This is a genomic window from Nocardioides sp. Root122 (assembly GCF_001425025.1).
Classification (GTDB): Bacteria; Actinomycetota; Actinomycetes; order Propionibacteriales; family Nocardioidaceae; genus Nocardioides.
Map to the genome: position 1 here is coordinate 756,073 of NZ_LMDE01000001.1, position 18,724 is coordinate 774,796.

The 18,724-nt window shown below is 71.2% G+C and carries 25 protein-coding genes; 18 read left to right on the forward strand and 7 right to left on the reverse strand.

Annotation, left to right across the window (positions count from 1 at the left end; all coding sequences use genetic code 11):
* Positions 1 to 11: 11 nt before the first annotated feature.
* A complete protein-coding gene (locus ASC64_RS03480) occupies positions 12 to 551 on the reverse strand; it encodes a Uma2 family endonuclease (protein WP_235563497.1) in 540 nt (179 codons plus the stop codon).
* A gap of 25 nt (positions 552 to 576) precedes the next feature.
* A complete protein-coding gene (locus tag ASC64_RS03485) occupies positions 577 to 1,044 on the reverse strand; it encodes a hypothetical protein (RefSeq protein WP_056906092.1) in 468 nt (155 codons plus the stop codon).
* A 128-nt stretch (positions 1,045 to 1,172) separates the two neighbouring features.
* Here ASC64_RS03485 and ASC64_RS03490 point away from each other — a divergent pair, with 128 nt between their 5' ends.
* From ASC64_RS03490 to ASC64_RS03510, 5 genes are all read left to right on the forward strand, one after another.
* Positions 1,173 to 1,763: a hypothetical protein gene (locus ASC64_RS03490; RefSeq protein ID WP_056906093.1), complete on the forward strand. Its 591-nt coding sequence runs from the start codon at positions 1,173 to 1,175 to the stop codon at positions 1,761 to 1,763.
* A gap of 139 nt (positions 1,764 to 1,902) precedes the next feature.
* Positions 1,903 to 3,051 (forward strand): DUF2786 domain-containing protein, encoded by a 1,149-nt coding sequence (locus ASC64_RS03495; protein ID WP_156384989.1) that lies wholly within the window; start codon positions 1,903 to 1,905, stop codon positions 3,049 to 3,051.
* Between the two features lie 48 nt (positions 3,052 to 3,099).
* A complete protein-coding gene (locus ASC64_RS03500; RefSeq protein ID WP_056906095.1) occupies positions 3,100 to 3,690 on the forward strand; it encodes a TetR/AcrR family transcriptional regulator in 591 nt (196 codons plus the stop codon).
* Positions 3,687 to 4,316, forward strand: coding sequence for a VC0807 family protein (locus ASC64_RS03505; protein WP_056906096.1), 630 nt, complete (start codon positions 3,687 to 3,689; stop codon positions 4,314 to 4,316). Before ASC64_RS03500 ends, ASC64_RS03505 begins: the two co-directional genes overlap by 4 nt.
* Before the next feature lie 117 nt (positions 4,317 to 4,433).
* Entirely contained in the window at positions 4,434 to 5,966 is a 1,533-nt protein-coding gene (locus ASC64_RS03510) for an outer membrane protein assembly factor BamB family protein (RefSeq protein ID WP_156384990.1), read from the forward strand.
* A 14-nt stretch (positions 5,967 to 5,980) separates the two neighbouring features.
* On the opposite strand, the gene ASC64_RS03515 is transcribed toward ASC64_RS03510, so the two are convergent.
* Positions 5,981 to 6,160 carry a hypothetical protein gene (locus ASC64_RS03515; RefSeq protein WP_056906098.1) on the reverse strand — a complete coding sequence of 60 codons (180 nt, stop codon included), beginning with the start codon at positions 6,158 to 6,160 and terminating at the stop codon, positions 5,981 to 5,983.
* A gap of 201 nt (positions 6,161 to 6,361) precedes the next feature.
* Here ASC64_RS03515 and ASC64_RS03520 point away from each other — a divergent pair, with 201 nt between their 5' ends.
* The 5 genes from ASC64_RS03520 to ASC64_RS03540 all read left to right on the forward strand — a co-directional run bounded on the left by ASC64_RS03520 (position 6,362) and on the right by ASC64_RS03540 (position 9,742).
* Entirely contained in the window at positions 6,362 to 7,339 is a 978-nt protein-coding gene (locus ASC64_RS03520; RefSeq protein ID WP_056906099.1) for an SPFH domain-containing protein, read from the forward strand.
* Between the two features lie 56 nt (positions 7,340 to 7,395).
* Positions 7,396 to 7,581, forward strand: coding sequence for a hypothetical protein (locus ASC64_RS03525; RefSeq protein ID WP_235563498.1), 186 nt, complete (start codon positions 7,396 to 7,398; stop codon positions 7,579 to 7,581).
* A gap of 32 nt (positions 7,582 to 7,613) precedes the next feature.
* Positions 7,614 to 8,624 carry a DUF2804 domain-containing protein gene (locus ASC64_RS03530; protein WP_056906100.1) on the forward strand — a complete coding sequence of 337 codons (1,011 nt, stop codon included), beginning with the start codon at positions 7,614 to 7,616 and terminating at the stop codon, positions 8,622 to 8,624.
* 174 nt (positions 8,625 to 8,798) lie between these two features.
* Positions 8,799 to 9,263 carry an Ltp family lipoprotein gene (locus tag ASC64_RS03535; RefSeq protein WP_200937444.1) on the forward strand — a complete coding sequence of 155 codons (465 nt, stop codon included), beginning with the start codon at positions 8,799 to 8,801 and terminating at the stop codon, positions 9,261 to 9,263.
* 131 nt (positions 9,264 to 9,394) lie between these two features.
* Positions 9,395 to 9,742 (forward strand): DUF4234 domain-containing protein, encoded by a 348-nt coding sequence (locus tag ASC64_RS03540; protein WP_056906102.1) that lies wholly within the window; start codon positions 9,395 to 9,397, stop codon positions 9,740 to 9,742.
* 210 nt (positions 9,743 to 9,952) lie between these two features.
* On the opposite strand, the gene ASC64_RS03545 is transcribed toward ASC64_RS03540, so the two are convergent.
* Both ASC64_RS03545 and ASC64_RS03550 read right to left on the reverse strand, forming a co-directional pair.
* On the reverse strand, positions 9,953 to 10,588 hold the full coding sequence (locus ASC64_RS03545) for a nucleoside/nucleotide kinase family protein (RefSeq protein WP_056906103.1): 636 nt from the start codon (positions 10,586 to 10,588) through the stop codon (positions 9,953 to 9,955).
* 32 nt (positions 10,589 to 10,620) lie between these two features.
* Positions 10,621 to 11,214, reverse strand: coding sequence for a hypothetical protein (locus ASC64_RS03550; protein ID WP_056906104.1), 594 nt, complete (start codon positions 11,212 to 11,214; stop codon positions 10,621 to 10,623).
* Between the two features lie 128 nt (positions 11,215 to 11,342).
* On the opposite strand from ASC64_RS03550, the gene ASC64_RS03555 reads away from it, so the two are divergent.
* Entirely contained in the window at positions 11,343 to 11,885 is a 543-nt protein-coding gene (locus tag ASC64_RS03555) for a DUF488 domain-containing protein (RefSeq protein ID WP_056906105.1), read from the forward strand.
* Positions 11,886 to 11,890: 5 nt separating this feature from the next.
* Positions 11,891 to 12,175: an MGMT family protein gene (locus ASC64_RS03560; RefSeq protein WP_235563499.1), complete on the forward strand. Its 285-nt coding sequence runs from the start codon at positions 11,891 to 11,893 to the stop codon at positions 12,173 to 12,175.
* A gap of 2 nt (positions 12,176 to 12,177) precedes the next feature.
* On the opposite strand, the gene ASC64_RS03565 is transcribed toward ASC64_RS03560, so the two are convergent.
* The gene (locus ASC64_RS03565; RefSeq protein ID WP_056906106.1) at positions 12,178 to 13,365 is read right to left on the reverse strand and encodes a zinc-dependent alcohol dehydrogenase; all 1,188 of its coding nucleotides are present in this window, start codon (positions 13,363 to 13,365) and stop codon (positions 12,178 to 12,180) included.
* Between the two features lie 244 nt (positions 13,366 to 13,609).
* On the opposite strand from ASC64_RS03565, the gene ASC64_RS21530 reads away from it, so the two are divergent.
* From ASC64_RS21530 to ASC64_RS03595, 6 genes are all read left to right on the forward strand, one after another.
* A complete protein-coding gene (locus ASC64_RS21530) occupies positions 13,610 to 13,855 on the forward strand; it encodes a type II toxin-antitoxin system Phd/YefM family antitoxin (protein ID WP_235563500.1) in 246 nt (81 codons plus the stop codon).
* Complete coding sequence (locus ASC64_RS03575; protein WP_056906107.1) at positions 13,852 to 14,241, forward strand: type II toxin-antitoxin system VapC family toxin; 390 nt, start codon at positions 13,852 to 13,854, stop codon at positions 14,239 to 14,241. Before ASC64_RS21530 ends, ASC64_RS03575 begins: the two co-directional genes overlap by 4 nt.
* Positions 14,242 to 14,431: 190 nt before the next feature.
* The gene (locus tag ASC64_RS03580) at positions 14,432 to 15,370 is read left to right on the forward strand and encodes an ABC transporter ATP-binding protein (RefSeq protein WP_056906108.1); all 939 of its coding nucleotides are present in this window, start codon (positions 14,432 to 14,434) and stop codon (positions 15,368 to 15,370) included.
* 9 nt (positions 15,371 to 15,379) lie between these two features.
* Positions 15,380 to 16,555, forward strand: a complete 1,176-nt coding sequence (locus tag ASC64_RS03585; protein WP_056906109.1) for an ABC transporter permease — start codon at positions 15,380 to 15,382, stop codon at positions 16,553 to 16,555.
* Positions 16,552 to 17,715 carry an ABC transporter permease gene (locus ASC64_RS03590; protein ID WP_056906110.1) on the forward strand — a complete coding sequence of 388 codons (1,164 nt, stop codon included), beginning with the start codon at positions 16,552 to 16,554 and terminating at the stop codon, positions 17,713 to 17,715. Before ASC64_RS03585 ends, ASC64_RS03590 begins: the two co-directional genes overlap by 4 nt.
* A gap of 103 nt (positions 17,716 to 17,818) precedes the next feature.
* The gene (locus ASC64_RS03595) at positions 17,819 to 18,058 is read left to right on the forward strand and encodes a hypothetical protein (protein ID WP_056906111.1); all 240 of its coding nucleotides are present in this window, start codon (positions 17,819 to 17,821) and stop codon (positions 18,056 to 18,058) included.
* Between the two features lie 29 nt (positions 18,059 to 18,087).
* Here ASC64_RS03595 and ASC64_RS03600 read toward each other — a convergent pair whose 3' ends face one another.
* Positions 18,088 to 18,681, reverse strand: coding sequence for a TetR/AcrR family transcriptional regulator (locus tag ASC64_RS03600; RefSeq protein ID WP_056906112.1), 594 nt, complete (start codon positions 18,679 to 18,681; stop codon positions 18,088 to 18,090).
* Positions 18,682 to 18,724: the final 43 nt, after the last annotated feature.

Below are 18,724 nucleotides of genomic sequence, written 5' to 3' on the forward strand. Positions count from 1 at the left end.
CCGCCGATCGATCAGTCGACGAGGTCCCGGGGCGCGAGCGCGATCGGGAACGGGTGCGCCGCGGCGAACCGCTCGCCGCCGGCGACGGAGGCGACCTCGACGTACGCCCCGTCGCGCAGGTCCCAGGCAGTGATGGCCGGCGCCTCCGGGTCGACGACCCAGTAGGACGGACAGCCGGCCGCCTCGTAGCGGGCTCGCTTGAGGTTGAGGTCCACCAGGCGCGTCGAGGGCGAGAGCACCTCGACCGCGAGGAGGGGCGCGGCGGGCAGGTTGCGCTGCGTCAGGTCGCTCACGCGACAGACGAGCACATCGGGCTGGAGGACGGTGTCGTCGGCCAGGCGTACGTCGAAGGGCGCGGCAAGCACCTCGAGATGTCCGTCAGCAGCGTCCATGAGCGCCCTCAGGAGCCTGGCCACCGCGCGCTGATGGCGCCAGGACGGGGCCGGAGTCACGATGAGCGTGCCGTCGATGAGCTCGTAGCGGTGCCCGTCATCGGGAAGGGCGCTGAGGTCGTCGGCGGTCAGCGGCCGGCTCTGCGGCAGGACGGTCACGCTCACAAGGGTGCCCCATGCCGCCTCACCCGACCACCATCGCCGGCTCGTGGCCACCATCGTGGGACCACAGCGAGCACCAGCCGTGCTCGGTGACCACGATGATGTCGTGGTCGAACGCGGCGGAGTTGTGGTTGCTATAGCGCCATCCCTTGGCCCACCGCTTCTCCTCCTCTCCCCACCCGTTGATCCCGGACCGCACGATCACCGTGACGAGGATCGAAGCGGAGTCGTCGGAGCGGGGCGGTATCGCGAGCTTCCAGACGCGGTCGTAGAGCAGGTCCGACCGGCCGCGGTGTCCCTCGTCGATGTCGACGGGCAAGGGCGTCAGCTCTTCCAGTGCGAGAAGCCGTTGCGTGGTGGTGGGCTGGTGGACGAGCGCGAGGTACACGCGGCCCTCCGTGAGGGCGACCGCTGCTGCGATCTCGTCGAGCAGCTGTTGCGGGTCGCGCAGCTCGTAGCGGGCCAGGACGTCGTCGATGTTTGTGGTCATGCCGCGAGCGTCGCGCGTCGGCAGGTCGGGCGCACCCAGTCATCCACAGACGGGCCCAATGGCGTGTTCTCCACAGGTCGAGGCGGCTGCCGTGGCGGTGAACGACGTGCGCAGCCTTTGCTGTGGGCATGGGATACACGACGGACTTCATCGGACACATCGACATCTCGCCGAGCCTCAACGAGGCCGAGCAGGCCTACCTGTCTGCCTTCAGCCTGACGCGGCACTACGACCGGGAGGAGGGTCCCTACTACGTCTCGCCGAACCCGTACGCCGACCAAGGCTCCGACGATCCGGAGCGCAGCAACCACCTGGCGCCGGGTCACCCGCAGATCTGGTGCAGGTGGGTGCCGTGCTGGGAGGGCTGCTGCATCGCGCTCGACGGCGAGGAGAAGATCTACCAGCCCACTCGATGGCTCGACTACCTCGTCCGGCACTTCCTGGCGCCCGGCGCGGAGGCGTCGACGTCGGGGCTCGAGGTCTTCGAGGGCTTCACCTTCGACCACCACCTCGACGGTCTCGTCGTCGGCTGTCGCCGCGACAACAAGGAGCTCTTCGAGATCAGGGTCGAGGACAACGTCATCAGTCAGCAGGTCCTGAGAAGGGCCGATCCCCGCTACCTCGACTACCCGCCGCTGCCCTACGAGGAGGTCATCGACCGCGACCGTCGACGGTCGTCCCGAAGCCGGTCCGGCAGCCGTCGGCTGAGGACCGTGTGAGCCCCGAGGGCAAGGCGCAGAAGCGGTGGGCGTGAACAACAGGAAACGCAGGGCTGCGAGGGAGAGGAAGCAGGCTCGGGACCGTGCGACGGCCGGGTCCTCGCAGGCCCGCGCCGGTGATGCCTCGGCCTGGGGTGCTGTGCAGGCCATCGAGCTGGTCGAGGCGAAGGTCCATGCGACCGTACGCCGACTGGGCGCGCGCACGCTCGATGACGGCGTGCTGGCGGCGTCGGCCGAGCACCTCGTGCGATCGGTCGCGCCGTACCCGACGCACGTGGTGCACGCGGTCGTGGCCGACCTTCTGGTCGGCGTGACGCACGGCGTGACCTCGGCGGGCTGGCCGCCCGGAGACCTGGCGGAGCTCGTCCCACGCCACCTCGGGGAGCGGCACCTGTCGACACTCGCCGCCGCCTTGCACGAGGAGGGCCGCGAACGTCAGCGCCGCGACCATGCGTGGGTCGCGGCGGTGAACGCCGTCGGTGCGGAGCGGCCGCTGGTCGTGGACGCGGCCGACGTCCTCGCATCGGCCCTCGGCCTCGCCGCTCTGTTGTCCCACGCGCCGCTGCTCGCCGACGCCGTCGATGCCGGCAGCCGGTTCGCTGGAGGGACGGAGCACCCCAAGCTCGCGCAGGTCCGCGCGCTGCTGGCCAAGGCCGAGTCCACCGACTCCGAGCATGAGGCGGAGGCGCTCTACGCCAAGGCCCAGGAGCTGATCACCCGTCATGCACTGGGACGACTGCTGGGTGCGGAAGGAGTGTCGACGGACGCCCGTGCTCCGCGCGTGCGGCGGGTGTGGCTGGACGCTCCGTACGTCGCCGCGAAGGCGAGTCTCGTGGCTGCCGTCGCTTCTGCCAACCGCTGCCGCACTGCCTTCGCGCAGCGACAGGCCTTCATCGTCCTGGTAGGCGCGACAGGCGACCTCGACGCCGTCGAGCTGTTGGCCACCTCGCTCCTGGTCCAGGCGGACATGGCGATGGCGCGTCAGGGCAGCCGGAACACCGTGGGCGGAGTGTCTCGGACGAGGTCGTTCCGGCAGTCTTTCCTCGCCGCCTACGCGTCCCGCATCGGGGAGCGTCTGCGCGAAGCCAGCGATGCGACGGCTTGCGCCGGCGGTCACCTGCCTGTGCTGCGCTCGCAGGAGGAGCGGGTGGCGGAGGAGTTCGATCGGCTCGTGCCCCACACCCGGGGCCGGGCAGTGAGCGTGAGCAATGGCGAGGGATGGCGCGCCGGACGCGTCGCCGCGGATCTCGCACAGCTCGACGCTCACCGAGGACTCGGGACGGGCTGAGGCGGATACGCGTTGCGCTGAGTTACTCGACCGACGTAATCTTTACTCATGCAGGTAACCGAGCGGTCGGTCGCATCGACGGCCCGGCGAGCCCAGATCCTCGACGCGACGATCGAGGTCATCGCTCGCGAGGGCTTCGCCAGCGCCTCCTTCAAGCGGATCGCCGAGCGCGCAGGTCTCTCCAGCACCCGTCTCATCAGCTACCACTTCGCCGGCAAGGACGAGCTGATGTCCGCGCTGGTCGAGCACGTCGTCGCCGGCATCGGCGAGCACGTCGGCGCGATGGTCATGGCGGAGGGGACGCCGCGAGGACGGCTCAGGGCCTACATCGACGGTGTCGTCAGCTATTCCGACACCCACCGCAAGCCGATGGCCGCCCTGCTGCAGGTCGTGATGGCGGGCGCCGGGGGTGCGACGACACAGGAGCCCAGCGACCTCAGCCACCTCGAGCGGATCCTCGAGGACGGCCAGGCGCAGGGGGAGATGCGCGCCTTCGACGTCCGCGTGATGGCGGCGACGGTGCAGCGAGCCGTCGAGACCGTGCCCTTCCAGCTGCAGTCCGACTCCGACCTCGACTGCGCGGCGTACGCGCGAGAACTGGTCGAGCTGTTCGACCGCGCCACGAGGGCGGACGCATGACGCTCCTCCGGCCGGTCATCGGCGTCCTCGGATCGACGGCGCTGTACTACCTGATGCGCCACGTCGGCGTCAGCGTCTACGCCGCCCTCGTCGTCGGCGCGGTGCTGTCGCTGGTGCCCGCGTGTGTCTCACTGCTGCGCGGCAATCGGCCGAGCGGGCTCGAGGCGTTCTTCACGGTGCTGCTGTTCGCGAGCTTCGCGATCTCGCTGCTGCCCGGCGACGAGCGGTTCCTGCTCGCCAAGGACGCGCTGGTCACCAGTGGTGTCGGCTTCTGGTTCCTCGCGAGCCTGTGGTGGGCCGACCGCCCGCTGGCGTACCAGTTCGCCAAGCCGATGATCGAGGGCCGGGGCGGCTGGGTAGGTGACTGGGAGCGTCGCTGGCGGGAGGACGCGTGGTTCCGCCGGATGTGGCGTACGTCGAGCGCGCTCTGGGCGGCGGGCACGCTGCTCGACGCGGTGGCGCGGGTGGTGCTGGCGTACACGCTGCCGGCCGATGTGGTGCCCGGGCTCAACCTGGCGATGTACGTCGCCACGGCGGTCGTGCTCAACGTGGTGACCACCGTGGTCTACGTGCGCGCCGGCGCGATCCGCGGGCGACGGCGGGAGCGGGCGGCGAGCCAGGCGTAGTCGCTCACGCGGTGGGCGCCAGGGCGTCGAGCTCGTCCGGTGGGATCGGACGGCCGGTCATCCACAGATTGCACGTCGGGGGCTGTGCCGAGCGGCTCGCGTCCCTAGCGTCGAAGGGTGAAAGCTCTCGGGATCCTCGTCGTGCTCGCGCTCTTGTCCGGCTGCTCCGGCGGCGCCAGCGGTCGTGGCGGTGGCGCACCGACGCCGACTGCCGGCACGACTGCCACCACACCAGCAGCCGTGCTCGATGCAGCGCCGACTGCCGCGACTCCGGTCTGGAAGACGCGCCTCGACGTCCTCCAAGAGCCGATCGCCGCCGGTGACGTCGTGGTCACCGTCGTCGCCGCACGGGGCGACGAGATCGACGTGGTCGCACTCGATCGCGCGGACGGCGCCATCCTGTGGCGGCGGCCGCTCATGGTGGTGGACGCCAGCGTCGGGGCGTACGTCGGAGACCTCGTCCACGAGTCCGCGGACGGCGAGACGTATGTCGTCATGCAGCAGGCGGGGACCAGTCGCCGGCTGCGCCCGGGCGCCCCGCTGCCGTACCTCGCCCTCGATCCGAGGACCGGCAAGGTGCTCGCCCGTACCCGTCCGGTGGTCGCGCAGTTCGGCGCCCCGGCCTGTCACGACGGCCTCGACGCGTGCCTGCGGATCTCCGCGGACGACCGGTTCGAGGAGACGCGGTGGGTCCTGGGGTCGTGGGAGCTGCGACCCGAGAGGGACCGCCTCCCCGCCGGCACCAACTCCCTCGTCCCGGACTCCGACGTCTACACCGTCTACGGCCCGGTGGGGCAGTACGCCGTCGCCCAGGCGGTCGGTCGGATGGGGAAGTCCTCCTGGCGCGTGCCTCATGGCCGCATCACGGGGAGTCGCCGATGGCTGGTCGACGACGAGTCGGGCTTCGTGGACGAGGAAGCAGGAGTGGCCGTCGTCCAGCTCCTCCCGACCACCGAGGACGCGGTCGTCGACCGGTACGAACGGGGCGAGGTGGTCCGCTTCGACCTCAGGCAGCGGCGTACGGCGGGGCTCGACCTCGAGACGGGCACGGTGCTGTGGCGCCATGAGGGCGCCGACATCCGCTGCCTCGAGCTCACCCGCACCGAGGTGCCCGTGAGGTGCGCGTTCTCGGGCCAGCGCTCCTACCAGGAGGATCGCGACCCGCGGCTGGTGTCGGCGCAGGGATGGCTCGAGGGCTACGACCCGCGCACGGGCGAGACCGCGTGGCGCGAGGAGCTCGGCGCCCGGGCGGTGCACACGCTCGTGCTCGACATCCTCCGCATGGACGCCCGGGTCGACCGGGTGGTCGACGCCGACGACGTCGCCATCGTCCCGACCCCCGACGGCGCGCGGCTGCTGTCGCTCGTCGACGGGTCGTCCCGTGCGATCGACCCCGCGGAGCCGGTGCTCTGCTCGGCGACGGCCTCCTTCCGCCACCGGTTCGACACTGCCGGGTCGGGGCTCGGCGGGTTCGGCGAGACCCGTGCGCGGCGCTTCGTCGAGCCGTGCGTCGCCACCGGGAAGTCGCTGGACCGCTCGGCAATAGATCGGCTCGGGCCGGCCGGGCTGCTCACGGGCGCCGTCGACGTCGGGGAGGGGATGCGGGTCCTCGCGACTCGTCACGCCGTCTCGGCGTACCGGCTCTCCTAGTGATCGTGGCGGCGTCAGGCGTTCAGTGCCTCGAGCCCGTGGTAGACGGCGAACGCCGGCCACACGATGCCCTCGAGGATGGCGAGGACGTACTGCCAGAAGCCGTCGGCCTGCATCCAGAAGTAGACCCAGGCGCCGAAGATGCCGAGGCCGTAGATCGCGTTGCCGGCCTGGCCCGTGCTGCTGTTGCTCATGGTGGTGCTCCCTTCGGCTTCCACGCTAGGACCGTGAGCGGTGCCGCGGCAGGGCCGTTCGGGCACCTCCGGGTGGGAGGTTCGGCAGGGCTGGGGGGCCTCCTCGTGACGGTCGCTGCGCGACCTCCTCGACCAACGGAGTGTCTGCTTGCGGAATGTGATATCTATTTGTCATCACATTCTGACGAGGGGCTGGGGAACATGGGCGGGGAGCGGGACGTGCAGCACGGGGAGACCGGCGAGTCGGAGGGTGGCGCGCCTGCGGGGCACCCGGTGGGCCACGAGGGCACCCGCGTGGACGTCACGGAGCGGGTGGCGTGGTCGGTCGACGGGTTCGCCGGGCTGGCGGTGGCGCTGGTGCTCCTCGGCCTCGGCGGCTGGCTCGCGGTCCTCGGGATCATCGCCGCGGACGCCGGTGAGGGCGGCATCGGCCGCATCGTCGGCGGCCTGGCGATCATGGTCCTGGGCCTGCTGCTCTCCGCCTCGCTGGCGGTCGTGGCGCCCGGTCAGACGCGAGTCGTGCAGTTCTTCGGCCGTTACGTCGGCACCGTCCGGAAGCAGGGGCTGCGGATGGTCGTCCCGCTCTCGACCCGGCGCAACGTCTCCGTGCGGGTGCACAACTTCGAGACCAACGAGCTCAAGGTCAACGACGCCGACGGCAACCCGGTCAACATCGCGGCCATCGTCGTGTGGCAGGTCGCCGACACCGCCCGGGCGAAGTTCGCGGTCGAGGACTACGAGGACTTCGTCGCCGTGCAGGCCGAGTCGGCGCTGCGGCACGTGGCGATGAGCCACCCCTACGACAACGCCGCCACCGAGGTCACCCTGCGCGGCGACACCGAGGTGATCTCGGGCGAGCTCGCCGCCGAGGTCGCGGAGCGGATCGCGCTGGCCGGGCTCGAGGTCATCGAGGTGCGGATCTCGGCGCTGGCGTACGCCCCCGAGATCGCCCAGGCGATGCTGCAGCGCCAGCAGGCCTCGGCCGTCGTCGCCGCTCGGGAGACGATCGTCGAGGGTGCGGTCGGCATGGTCGAGAGCGCGCTCGCCCAGCTGGAGCAGAAGGACATCGTCGAGCTCGACTCCGAACGCAAGGCCGCGATGGTGTCCAACCTGCTCACCGTCCTCTGCTCCGAACGCGGCACGACGCCCGTCGTCAACACCGGCTCGCTCTACACCTGATCGTGGACGAGCAGGCGGGGGACTCGGCCCCCAAGCGAGGCGCAGAGCGAAAGTCCGTGCTGCTGCGCCTCGACCCTGCCGTCCACACCGCCCTCCAGCGTTGGGCTGCGGACGACCTCCGCAGCGTCAACGCCCAGATCGAGCTGCTGCTGCGTGACGCGCTCCGGGCAGCCGGGCGGGCGCCGCGCGACGCGGGGCCGGTGCCCAGGCGCGGGCGGCCGCCGAAGGAGCGCGAGGACTGATCGTCGGGGCTGGGTGTCAGTAGGGTCCCGGCGTGACCCTCTCCGAGCGCGAGATCAGCTCGCCCGTCTCCCTCACGCAGCCCGACGGCCGGCTCAACCGTGACTCGGTCGGGTGGACGCGGACGCCGCTGATCACGACCGACGGCATCGGTCGTGGGTGGCGGGGACGCGGGCGCAACAAGCGGTGGGAGTACTGGGGCGTGACGACGCCGACCCACGTGGTCGCGCTGGTGCTCTCCGACATCGACTACGCCGCCGTGCACAGCATCTGGGTGCTCGACCGGCGGACCGGCGAGGAGGTCGCCCACGACGCGATCGGCGTCCTCGGGCGCAGCGCCACCCTGCCGGGCACCTTGGGCGCTGGGCCGGCGCGCGCTCGCACCAAGAAGGTCCGGATCGACCTCGACGAGGTCGAGGGCGGCACGCGGCTCCGCGCCGAAGGAGCGCGGGTGCGCGTCGACGTCATCGCGGAGCGGCCGCCGGACCACGAGTTCCTCGGCGTCGTCGTGCCGTGGAGCGACCGGCTCTTCCAGTACACCGTCAAGGACGTCGCCCGCCCGGCCGTCGGCACGCTGTGGGTCGACGGGGTGGAGTACGACGTACCGCCGGGGGAGTCGTGGGCCGTCCTCGACCACGGCCGCGGCCGCTGGCCGTACGCGATGCACTGGAACTGGGGCGCCGGCTCCGGTCGCACCGACGGGCGCGTCGTCGGGATCCAGGTCGGCGGGAAGTGGACCGACGGCACCGGGGCGACCGAGAACGCGCTGCTGGTGGACGGGCACCTGACCAAGGTCAGCGAGGAGCTCGACTGGACCTACGACACCGACGACTGGCTCGCGCCGTGGCGGGTGACGGGCGAGGGAGTCGAGCTCACCTTCACGCCCTTCCACCTCAAGCGCTCGGTCATCGACCTCAAGGTGTTCGCGTCGCGCACCCACCAGTGCTTCGGCCACTGGTCGGGGCGGGTGCGCGACGACGCGGGTGAGTGGGTGCGGCTCGAGGGGATCGTCGGGTGGGCGGAGGACGTGCGCAACCGCTGGTGAGGCGGATATTCCCTGAGTTCCCGTGGAAATTCGTGAATCGGCCACGCGTGCGCTCCAACCGACCTATGTTCGAGACGAGGTCAAGCTCGACTTGACTCGGGGATGTCCGTGAGGGCGACCCCAACGCCCGGACGTGGGGTCCGGGCGTCACCGCCGAACACGGGGATGCACACCATGAAGAAGAAGCTCGGGGCGCTGATGCTCGCGTCCGTCCTGTCCGTGTCGGTCAGCGCGTGCGAGATCCCTGAGGATTCCGGCACTGCTGCCGACCGCGCCGACGTGAACAACAAGCCCGCCAAGGGCGAGAAGGGCGACAAGGCCGCGGCCAAGAAGGACTCCAAGCCGAAGGAGTCCGTGTCCCAGGCCAATGCTCGTGAGGCCGCGGCGAACTACCTCGACTACAGCGCCTTCTCGCGCACCGGACTGATCAAGCAGCTGAAGTTCGAGGGCTACTCGGAGAAAGACGCTGTCTACGGCGTCGACGCACAGAAGGCCGACTGGATGAAGCAGGCCGCGGCTTCGGGTGAGAACTACCTGGAGATGAGCTCGTTCTCGCGCCAGGGCCTCATCGACCAGCTCAAGTTCGAGGGCTTCACCCCCGAGCAGGCTGCGTTCGGGGCGAAGAAGAACGGTCTCTAACAGCTCCGGCGACTGTCCAGGCGCTGGAAGTCTGTTCGGCGGTAGAACCATTGAGCTGTCGAACGAGGTGTGCTCGGGGGTACGCGCCGCCGACGCCATACGGCACCTTCGACCCCAGCCAGCTCGGTCAGGTGCGGAGCACCGGCACCTGCATCGCCTTGTGCATCGTGACCCTTGGCTTCTACTCGCTCTACTGGTTCTACAAGACGCACGAAGAGATGAAGCGCCACACCAACTCCGGCCTCGGTGGGGGCGTCGCTCTTCTCATCGGCCTCTTCGCCAGCTTCGTGATGTGGTTCCTCACTCCCAGCGAGATCGCAGGGATGTACGAGCGCCGCGGGATGCGCTCCCCCGTCAGCGGTGCGACCGGACTGTGGGCGCTCCTGCTCGGATGGGCGTTCGGGCTCGGTCTGATCATCTGGTTCGTGAAGGTGAACGGTGCACTGAACGCCTATTGGCGTTCGCAGGGCGTGCGCTGACCCCAGCGGACAGACAGTGGACGGCCGCCGGGCGACTCCCCGACGGCCGTCTGTCGATGTGGTTTCGAGGCTCGCTGCGCTCGCACCTCAACCACCGAGGAGTGGGTGCGCTCGCACCTCAACCACCGAGGAGTGGGTGCGCTCGCACCTCAACCACCGAGGAGTGGGTGCGCTCGCACCTCGACCAACGGTCGTGGGTGAGTGTGCGCGTCATTCGATGACGAGGTCGGCGCGCTCCCGGGTCGCGCGGACGAGCTCGGCGTTCGGCTCGTCGACCCGGTCGACCCAGGCGCGAGCGCCCTCGGGCGACTTGCCGAACTGCTCGTGGCGACGGACCAGGCGCTCTCGGCGTACGTCGTCGTCCACGTCCACGAACCAGGCCTCGGTCAGGAGGGGGCGGACCCGCTCCCAGCCGCGGTCGGGCAGCAGGAGGTAGTTGCCCTCCGTGACGACGAGCCGGGCGGAGGCCGGGACGGCGATGGCGGCGGCGATGGGCTGCTCGAGGTCGCGCTCGAAGCCCGGGGCATAGACCGTGTGGCCGGGCTCGTCGTGCAGCCGGCTCAGGATGGCGACGTAACCGTCGATGTCGAACGTCTCGGGTGCGCCCTTGCGGTCACGCAGGCCGAGGCGGTCGAGCTGGACGTCGGCGAGGTGGAAGCCGTCCATGGGCAGGTGGCCCACGTCGTCGGGTCCGAGGTCCGCGCGCAGTCCTGCCACCAGCGCCTCGGCGAGCGTCGACTTGCCGGCGCCGGGCGCGCCGGTGATGCCGAGGACGACGCGGCCGGGCGAGGAGAGCAGCGCCGCGGCGCGGTCCACCAGCGCGGACAGGGCTGCAGGGGCGCGCATGCCGTGAGGGTAGTGGGACGCGTCGCTGCCCCTCAGCGGCGATGTGTCTCAGGAACGCCGTCGAGCGGCCCCATCGCCGACTCGCGGATCAGTCCGGCGACGAGCTTCTGTCCCGACGCGATGGCATCGCTGAGGCGTTGGTGCGCGACGTCGTGCCGCTCGGCCTCCAGTGCCCACTTGGCCGCCGCCATGCCCTGGAGGAGCGAGTCGTTGATCTCGACGGCCTGCCGGTGGAGGAGCTCGCGCTCGGTCTGCTCGACGTGGGCCCGCTCGGCGCGGCGCAGCCGGTCGGAGGCGTCGCCGAGGAGCAGTCCGACGAGCACGAGCGGCACCACGCGCGCCGACCAGCCGAGCACGGTGAGGTCCACGTCGGCCGCCAGCACCCACAGGGCAAGGAGGACCAGCGCGGCCGCCGAGGCGATCATCCCGGCGACGCGCCCCCAGGCGAGGGCGGCGAGGCTGATCGGCACGACGTAGAGCAACGTGATGGCCACCGAGGCGTCGTTGCCCAGGGCGAACCGGGCCACAGTGATGGACACGAACATCGCGAGCACCCCGGCGAGCGCCAGTCGCGCCCGTCGGCTGAACCAGGGCACGTACGCCGTGGGGGTCGAGATCGGGGTCATTGGGTGAGTCTGGCCTGCCGCGTCGCGACGAAGACAGGGCCTTTCGTCCCGGCCGCGGGCCCCAAGGTCCCGCCGCACAGGAGGCACGGGGCCACTGCCCGTTTCGAGGGATGGGGTTGGCTGGAGGCATGGGACGGCTGCTCACCGTCGGGCACGGGACGCTCGACCGCGACGCGCTCGGGACGCTGCTGGCGGACGCGGGCACTGACCTGCTCGTCGACATCCGGCGTTTCCCGGGCAGCCGGCACAACCCCGGCGTGAGCAAGGACTCGCTCACCGAGTGGCTGCCGGAGGTGGGCATCGGCTACCGGTGGGAGGAGCGTCTCGGCGGCCGCCGACGACGCGACAAGGACGCGGACCCCGACGCCGACAGCTGGTGGCGGGTCGAGGCGTTCCGGGCGTACGCCGCCCACACCAGGACGCCCGACTTCCTCGCGGCGCTGGACGAGCTGGGCGAGCAGGTGGCGACGAACGGCACGACGGTCGTGATGTGCAGCGAGGCCGTGTGGTGGCGCTGCCACCGCCGGCTGGTCGCCGACGCCGCGCTCCTGCTGCGGGACCTCGACGTCGCCCACCTGGCGCACAACGGCCGGACCACGCCCCACGAGCCGTCGGCCGGCGCGCGGGTGGTCGACGGCCTGCTGCACTACGACGTACCTGCCGAGGGCTGAGCCGCGTGGACGAGGACTACGTCGAGGCGGTGCTGGCGCTGGTCGAGCAGGTGCCGGTCGGGCGGGTGACGACGTACGGCGCGCTGGCCAGGGAGGTCGGCAGGGCGGGGCCGCGGCAGGTCGGCCGGGTGATGGCGCTGCACGGCGACGCGGTGCCGTGGTGGCGCGTCGTGCACGCCGACGGCCGCCCCGCCACGTGTCATGGCGGGACGGCCGTCGAGCGGCTGCGGGAGGACGGGGTGCCGCTCACGAGCCGGGGGTGGGTGGAGAGGTCGGCGCTCCAAGGTTGAGGTCAGGGCTGGAAGACCACCTTGACCATGCCCTCCTCCTTCTTCTGGAAGTGCTCGTAAGCGTCGGGGGCCTCGGAGAGGGGGAGGTGGTGGGTGGCGAAGGCATCGACGCCGAACGGGTCGTCCTCGACGAGCATCGCCAGCAGCTCGTCGGTCCAGCGCCGCACGTTGGCCTGGCCCATCCGGATCTGGATCTGCTTGTCGAACATCTGCATCATCGGCATCGGGTCGGCCATGCCGCCGTAGACGCCGGAGATCGAGATCGTGCCGCCGCGGCGTACGGCGTCGATGGCCGTGTGCAGTGCGGCGAGGCGGTCGAGGCCGGCCTTCTTCATCATCGGCTCGGCGATGGCGTCGGGCAGCAGGCCGGTCATCTTCTGCACGAGCTGCGCCCCGCCGGAGCCGTGGGCCTCCATGCCGACGGCGTCGATCACCGCGTCAGGGCCGCGGCCGCCGGTGGCCTCGCGGATCACGTCGCCGACGCTGCCGACCTCGTTGGCCTCGTCGAAGTTCAGCGGCTCGGCGCCGAACGCCGCGACGCGCTCGAGGCGCTCGGGCACGTGGTCGACGGAGAAGACCCGGTGGCCCGCGCGGACGCCCATCCGGGCGGCCATGTCGCCGATCGGGCCGGCGCCGAGGACCAGGAGCGTGCCGCCGTCGGGCACGTCGGCGTACTGCAGCCCCTGCCACGCGGTGGGGAGGACGTCGGAGAGGAAGAGGAAGCGGTCGTCGGCGTGCTCGTGCGGCACCTTGACGGGCAGGAAGTTGGCGAAGGGGACCCGGAGGTACTCCGCCTGTCCGCCGGGGACCTGGCCGTAGAGCTTGCTGTAGCCGAAGAAGCTCGCGCCGGTGCCGTGCTCGTGGTTCTGCGTGGTCTCGCACTGGCTGTAGAGGCCCTGGTCGCACATCCAGCACGAGCCGCAGCACACGTTGAACGGCACGACGACGCGGTCGCCCACCTTCAGGTTGGTGACCTCCGAGCCGACCTCCTCGACGATGCCCATCGGCTCGTGGCCGACGATGTCCCCGGCCTCCATGAACGGGGCGAGGGTCTCGTAGAGGTGGAGGTCGGAGCCGCACAGGCCGGTGGAGGTGATCTTGATGATCGCGTCCGTCGGCTCCTCGATGCGCGGGTCGGGTACGTCGGTGACCTGCATGTCGTGGACGCCTTGCCAGGTGACTGCCTTCATCGTGCTGAACCGCCTTAGGTCGAGGGTGTCGAACGACCTCCGTACCCGTGAGGCTGTCGGGCATGCGAGGGGTCAGTGCGGGGTGCGCCCTCCCGGGCAGGTGTTGTCCACAGATGTGCGGGAAGTACTCGCGTCGATGCCGTTGAGGGCCATTGACTGTGCACGTGCCTCGATCTCGGAACCGTCACCAGCATGGTCCTTCGGTGGCGTGATCGAGGTGCTACGAAGTGCTACTTTCGTGGACGTGCGATCGATCAGTCAGCGCGAGCTGCGCAACGACAACGCCGAGATCATCCGTGCGGTCGAGGCGGGGGAGTCGTTCACCGTCACCAGGCGCGGCGTCCCGGTCGCGCGGCTCACCCCCGTGCCCGACACCGACCTGCGCCGCGTCAGGGCGGCAACGCCCGGCCATGACGTCACCGCTCTGCCTCGTGTCGAGGGCGCACGACCGACGAGCGAGCACCTCGACGACCTCCGAGGCGACCGGTGAGCCGCTGCTACCTCGACACGTCGGCGGCAGCCAAGCTCCTGGTGCAGGAGTCGGAGTCCGAGGCGCTGGCGGTCGAGCTCCGGAGGCGGAAGCCCGACCTGGTGGCCTGCCTCCTCCTCGAGACCGAGCTCCGCCGCCTCGTGGCGCGCGAACCCGCCCTGAGCCAGAAGGCAGTCAGCGACCTGCTCCGCGGTGTCGATCTCCACGAGCTTCCGCCGCCGCTGTTCGCGGAAGCCGGGCTGCTGCCCGGGGCGGGCCTCAGATCCCTCGACGCCCTCCACCTGGCCGCAGCGATCCGGCTTGGGGTGGATGCGGTGATCACATACGACAGCCGGATGGCCGACGCGGCACACTCCCTCGGCCTCGAGGTCCTGGCGCCCGGCTGACGGGGCGGCATCCCCGGTCTCGATACGCCCGCTCGTTCCTCGCGGGCTACTCGACCACCTCGGAGAGGTGGTTTCGAGGCTCGCTGCGCTCGCACCTCAACCAGCGAGCAGGGCTGCGCTGAAGTCGTGACTTTCGTCCCTGCCCTCGGCCAGGACGCTCTGGGAGCGTGGAGGTGACGGGAGGGGCGGCATGGCAGACGTGCTGGTGGTGGACTCGCTGGTCCGGAGGTTCGGGGACCTGACGGCCGTGGACGGGGTGTCGTTCCGCATCGCACCGGGGGAGACGTACGGCCTGCTGGGGCCCAACGGGGCCGGCAAGACGACGACGATCTCGATGGTCGCCGGGCTGATGGCGGCCGACGCCGGCACCGTCACCGTGGCCGGGGAGGCGATGACGCCGCGGACCACCGAGCCCAAGCGGCACGTCGGGCTGGTGCCGCAGGAGCTGGCGATCTACCCGGACCTGAGCGGCCGGGAGAACCTCGCACTCTTCGGCAGGCTCCAGGGCCTGCGCGGCAGCGAGCTCAAGGTCAGGGTCGAGGAGGTGCTCGAGCTGATCGGCCTCGCGGATCGCGCGAAGGACCGCAGCAAGGAGTACTCCGGCGGCATGAAGCGCCGGCTCAACATCGGCATCGGGCTGCTCCACCAGCCGACCCTGCTGATCCTCGACGAGCCGACGGTGGGCGTGGACCCGCAGTCGCGCCACGCGATCCTCGAGTCGGTCGAGGCGCTGTCCGGCGAGGGCATGGCGGTGCTCTACACGACCCACTACATGGAGGAGGCCGAGCGGCTCTGCGACCGCATCGGCATCATCGACTCCGGCCGCCTGCAGGCCGAGGGCACCCGAGACGAGCTGATCAGGCTCATCGGGGGCGTCGACACGATCAGGCTCGGCGGGACCGGCGACCTCGCCGGCGCCGCCGAGGAGCTGCGGCTGATCCCGGGCGTCGAGCGCGTCGACACCGAGCGCCGCGCTGCGACGCTGACGGTCAAGGACGCGCCCGCCCTCGTCGCCCAGGTGGTCGGCACCGCGACGTCGTACGGCGTCACGCTGTTCGACGTCGAGATCTCGAGACCGGACCTCGAGTCGGTCTTCCTCCACCTGACCGGCAAGGGCCTGAGGGACTAGGCGCGGACGATGCGCCAGCTCCTCGCCCTCACGGCCGCCGACCTGCTCCAGCGGGTCCGCGACAAGACGGTCGTCATCTTTGCGCTCGTCGTGCCGATGGCGCTGATGACCGTCTTCAACCTCGTCTTCAGCGCGACCGACGGCCTCGACCTCGCGCCGGTCACCGTCGCGATCAGCGCACCAGCGGGGGACGACATGGCGCAGGTGCTGACCTCGGTCGTGAGCGACCTCGACGGCACCGGTGAGCTCGACGTCACGGTCCACGAGGTCGACGAGGCCGCCGGCCGGAAGCAGGTCGAGGACGGGGACGCCGCGATCGCGCTGCTCGTGCCCACCGGTTTCGGGCAGGCCGCGCAGCAGGGTGAGGCCGTCACGGTCGAGGCCGTCCGCGGTGACGAGGCCGGCATCGAGGCCGACATCGTGCTCTCGGTCGTGGACGGCGTCCTCGGCCAGTTCGCCTCCGGTGCGGTCACCGTCCGGGCCGCGCTGGCCGAGGGTGTCGCGCCGACCGAGCTGGCGGCCCTGGTCGAGCAGGCGACGTCCGGCGGACCGGCGTACGACCTCAGGCAGGGGCGGGCGGCCGACGAGCAGCTCGACTCGGGTGCCGCGCTGGTGGCGGGGCAGGCCGGGCTGTTCCTGCTCTTCACGGTCAGCTTCGGCGTCACCGGCCTGCTGGTGGACCGCGAGTCCGGGACGCTGTCGCGGCTGCGGTCGATGCCGATCCCGGCCTGGCTCATCATCGCGTCGAAGGCGCTGGTCAGCTTTGTCCTCGGTGTGGTGGCGACGGGGGTGCTGCTGACGCTGGGCAGCTACCTCTTCGACGCCGACTTCGGCTCGCTGCCCGCCGTCGCCGTGCTCGTGGTCTGCGCGACGGCGGCCGGGACCTCGGTGATGTTCCTGATCGTGCGGGTCGCCCGCTCCAGCGAGCAGGCCGGCATCGCGACCTCGATCGTGGCGCTGGTGCTCGGCATCGGAGGCGGTGCCTTCTTCCCGGTCAGCTCGACCGGCCCGTTCACGTGGGTGCTCGACCTCAACCCGGTCGCGGCGCTGCTCCGCGGGCTGGGTACGACGTCCGGGGGCGGCGGGATCGCCGACATCGGGGTACCGGTCGCGATCATGCTCGGCTTCGGTGCGGTCATGCTCGCGGTCTCGCGGCTGGTCCCCGACCACGGGGTGCTGTCATGACGAACGCCCTGTCCGTCGCCGGGGTCGAGCTCAGGCTCTTCCTCCGCGACCGCTCCAACCTCTTCTTCGTCTTCGTCTTCCCGCTGCTGCTGGTGCTGATGATCGGCCTGCAGTTCGGCGAGGGCGCCCGAGCCGGCCGGGTGGCAGTGAGCGGCTCGGACTCGACGCTGCAGTCCGCGCTCGTCCAGCAGCTCGAGCACGACGACGTCGTGGTGTCCGGCCCTGCGTGGTCGGACGCCCTCGACCTGCTGGCGCGGGGACGGCTCGACGTCGCGGTGCGGGTCGACGGCGCGGCCGCGACGGCGTACGACGACGGGGCAGCGCTGACGCTCGAAGTGGTGCGCGGCCCGTCGGGCAACGCCCAGGTGGTCGAGCAGGACGTGCGTGTCGCCGTCGACGCCGTGCGCGCCGACCGCAACCGGCTCCTCGCCGTGACCGGTCACGGCGTCGCGGCCGACGACGCCGCGGCGGCGCTGGACGTGGCCGGCCGCGACGTGGCGGCGCCGGCGCTGGAGGTGCACTACGTCGACGCGCTGAGCAAGGAGTTCGCCGGGCTCGGCCAGTTCGACTTCGGGGCGTCGGGACAGCTGCTGCTGTTCGTCTTCCTCAGCTGCCTGGCGGGGTCGGCGACCCTCATCCAGGCACGTCGCCTCGGCGTCGTGGCGCGCATGCTCGCGGGGCCGATGACCGCGGGCGAGCTGGTGGCGGGCCAGATCCTCGGGCGATGGGCGATCGGGCTCTTCCAGGGCGGCTACCTCATGGTCGCCACCAGCGTGCTGTTCGGCGTGCGCTGGGGGAGCCTGCCGCTGGCACTGCTGATCCTGCTGCTCTTCAGCCTGGTCGCGTCCGGTGCGGCGATCCTGCTCGGCACGCTGCTCACCAACGAGGGGGCGGCCAGCGGCGCGGGTGTCGGGGTCGGCCTGGTGCTGGCGGCACTCGGCGGCTCGATGCTGCCGCTCGAGCTCTTTCCCGACGCCATCCGGCGGATCGCCGACGTCACGCCGCACGCGTGGGCGTACACGGCGTTCGCCGAGGTGCAGCGGCGCGACGGCACGTTGGCCGACATCGTCCCCAACCTGGCGGTGCTCGCCGGGATGGCGGCGGTGGTGGCGGCGCTGGGTGCGTGGGCGCTGCGGCGCAGCCTGTCGCGCGCGATGTGAGTCAGGGTGAGCCGGGGTGAGCCGGGGTGAGCCGGGGTGGGCCGGGGTGGGCCCACCCTCTGGGGCGGTTGTGGCCCGCCGCGCGCTGGTTACGTTGGAACGCATGAGCGACGACGTGAACCAGGCAGCGACCGAGGCGGCACAGCGGGTGGTCGACGAGGTCAGCTCGTGGCAGTACAGCGCCGAGGACCGGATGATCGCCGACGAGCTCGACCGCGGGCTGGCGGAGGCGAAGGTCGCGCTGAGCGACGACGAGCGCTCGCGGGTGCTGGCCGAGATCGACGGCATGAAGGACGAGCACTCGACCGCGCCGCAGGTGCGGTCGGCGACGCCGGCGGAGTAGGTCAGCCCCGCCCGGGCCAGCTCGACCCCCTACGGTCGCGCGGTGGCCAGCACGCCCTCGACGAGGCACCGCAGGTGCACTCCGGTCTCGGTCCGGTCGAGCCGCTGGTCGCGGCGGAGCGCCTTCCACGTCAGCACGTCGAGGGTGGTCGCGAGCAGCACCACGGTGCGCTCGCGCCGCTTGCCGCGCAGGCCCGTGAGCTGCGGCGCGAAGACGTGCTCGATCCAGGCCCGGTGCGCCTGGCGGCCGCCCTCGACGACCTGCTCCAGCTCGGGGACGCGCTCGGCGAGGCCGACGATGCGGAAGGTCGCGTCGCCCGAGGTCTCGTAGTCGGTGAGCGCCGTCTCGACGATGGATGCGACGTCGCCGGGCACGGCGCGGGACCGCAGCTCGGCCAGGACCGGGGCGACGCGTTCGGAGACGCCGGCGAGGTAGAGGCCGATCTTGCTGCCGAAGTGGTTGACCACCGTCTGCTGCGAGACGCCTGCCGCGCGCGCGACGTCGGCGAGGGTGACCTCGTCGAACCATGCCGGCGTGAAGAGCTCGACCGCGGCGTCGAGGATCGACTCGCGGGTGCGCTGCATCGCGGCGGCCCGGCCGGCCATCTCGTAACGGCGTGCCATGTCTGGACCACCCTTCAATTTGTGCTTGACACAAATCAATATA

What these genes read in the sequence shown, in the direction of transcription:
- ASC64_RS03565 (WP_056906106.1), bottom strand. Translation starts at nt 13,365, where the DNA reads ATGAAGGCAGTCACCTGGCAAGGCGTCCACGACATGCAGGTCACCGAC.
- ASC64_RS03555 (WP_056906105.1), top strand. Translation starts at nt 11,343, where the DNA reads ATGGGACGGCTGCTCACCGTCGGGCACGGGACGCTCGACCGCGACGCG.
- ASC64_RS03600 (WP_056906112.1), bottom strand. Translation starts at nt 18,681, where the DNA reads ATGGCACGCCGTTACGAGATGGCCGGCCGGGCCGCCGCGATGCAGCGC.
- ASC64_RS03585 (WP_056906109.1), top strand. Translation starts at nt 15,380, where the DNA reads ATGCGCCAGCTCCTCGCCCTCACGGCCGCCGACCTGCTCCAGCGGGTC.
- ASC64_RS03580 (WP_056906108.1), top strand. Translation starts at nt 14,432, where the DNA reads ATGGCAGACGTGCTGGTGGTGGACTCGCTGGTCCGGAGGTTCGGGGAC.
- ASC64_RS03550 (WP_056906104.1), bottom strand. Translation starts at nt 11,214, where the DNA reads ATGACCCCGATCTCGACCCCCACGGCGTACGTGCCCTGGTTCAGCCGA.
- ASC64_RS03490 (WP_056906093.1), top strand. Translation starts at nt 1,173, where the DNA reads ATGGGATACACGACGGACTTCATCGGACACATCGACATCTCGCCGAGC.
- ASC64_RS03535 (WP_200937444.1), top strand. Translation starts at nt 8,799, where the DNA reads ATGAAGAAGAAGCTCGGGGCGCTGATGCTCGCGTCCGTCCTGTCCGTG.
- ASC64_RS03545 (WP_056906103.1), bottom strand. Translation starts at nt 10,588, where the DNA reads ATGCGCGCCCCTGCAGCCCTGTCCGCGCTGGTGGACCGCGCCGCGGCG.
- ASC64_RS03485 (WP_056906092.1), bottom strand. Translation starts at nt 1,044, where the DNA reads ATGACCACAAACATCGACGACGTCCTGGCCCGCTACGAGCTGCGCGAC.
- ASC64_RS03515 (WP_056906098.1), bottom strand. Translation starts at nt 6,160, where the DNA reads ATGAGCAACAGCAGCACGGGCCAGGCCGGCAACGCGATCTACGGCCTC.
- ASC64_RS03590 (WP_056906110.1), top strand. Translation starts at nt 16,552, where the DNA reads ATGACGAACGCCCTGTCCGTCGCCGGGGTCGAGCTCAGGCTCTTCCTC.
- ASC64_RS03505 (WP_056906096.1), top strand. Translation starts at nt 3,687, where the DNA reads ATGACGCTCCTCCGGCCGGTCATCGGCGTCCTCGGATCGACGGCGCTG.
- ASC64_RS03500 (WP_056906095.1), top strand. Translation starts at nt 3,100, where the DNA reads ATGCAGGTAACCGAGCGGTCGGTCGCATCGACGGCCCGGCGAGCCCAG.
- ASC64_RS03595 (WP_056906111.1), top strand. Translation starts at nt 17,819, where the DNA reads ATGAGCGACGACGTGAACCAGGCAGCGACCGAGGCGGCACAGCGGGTG.
- ASC64_RS03520 (WP_056906099.1), top strand. Translation starts at nt 6,362, where the DNA reads ATGGGCGGGGAGCGGGACGTGCAGCACGGGGAGACCGGCGAGTCGGAG.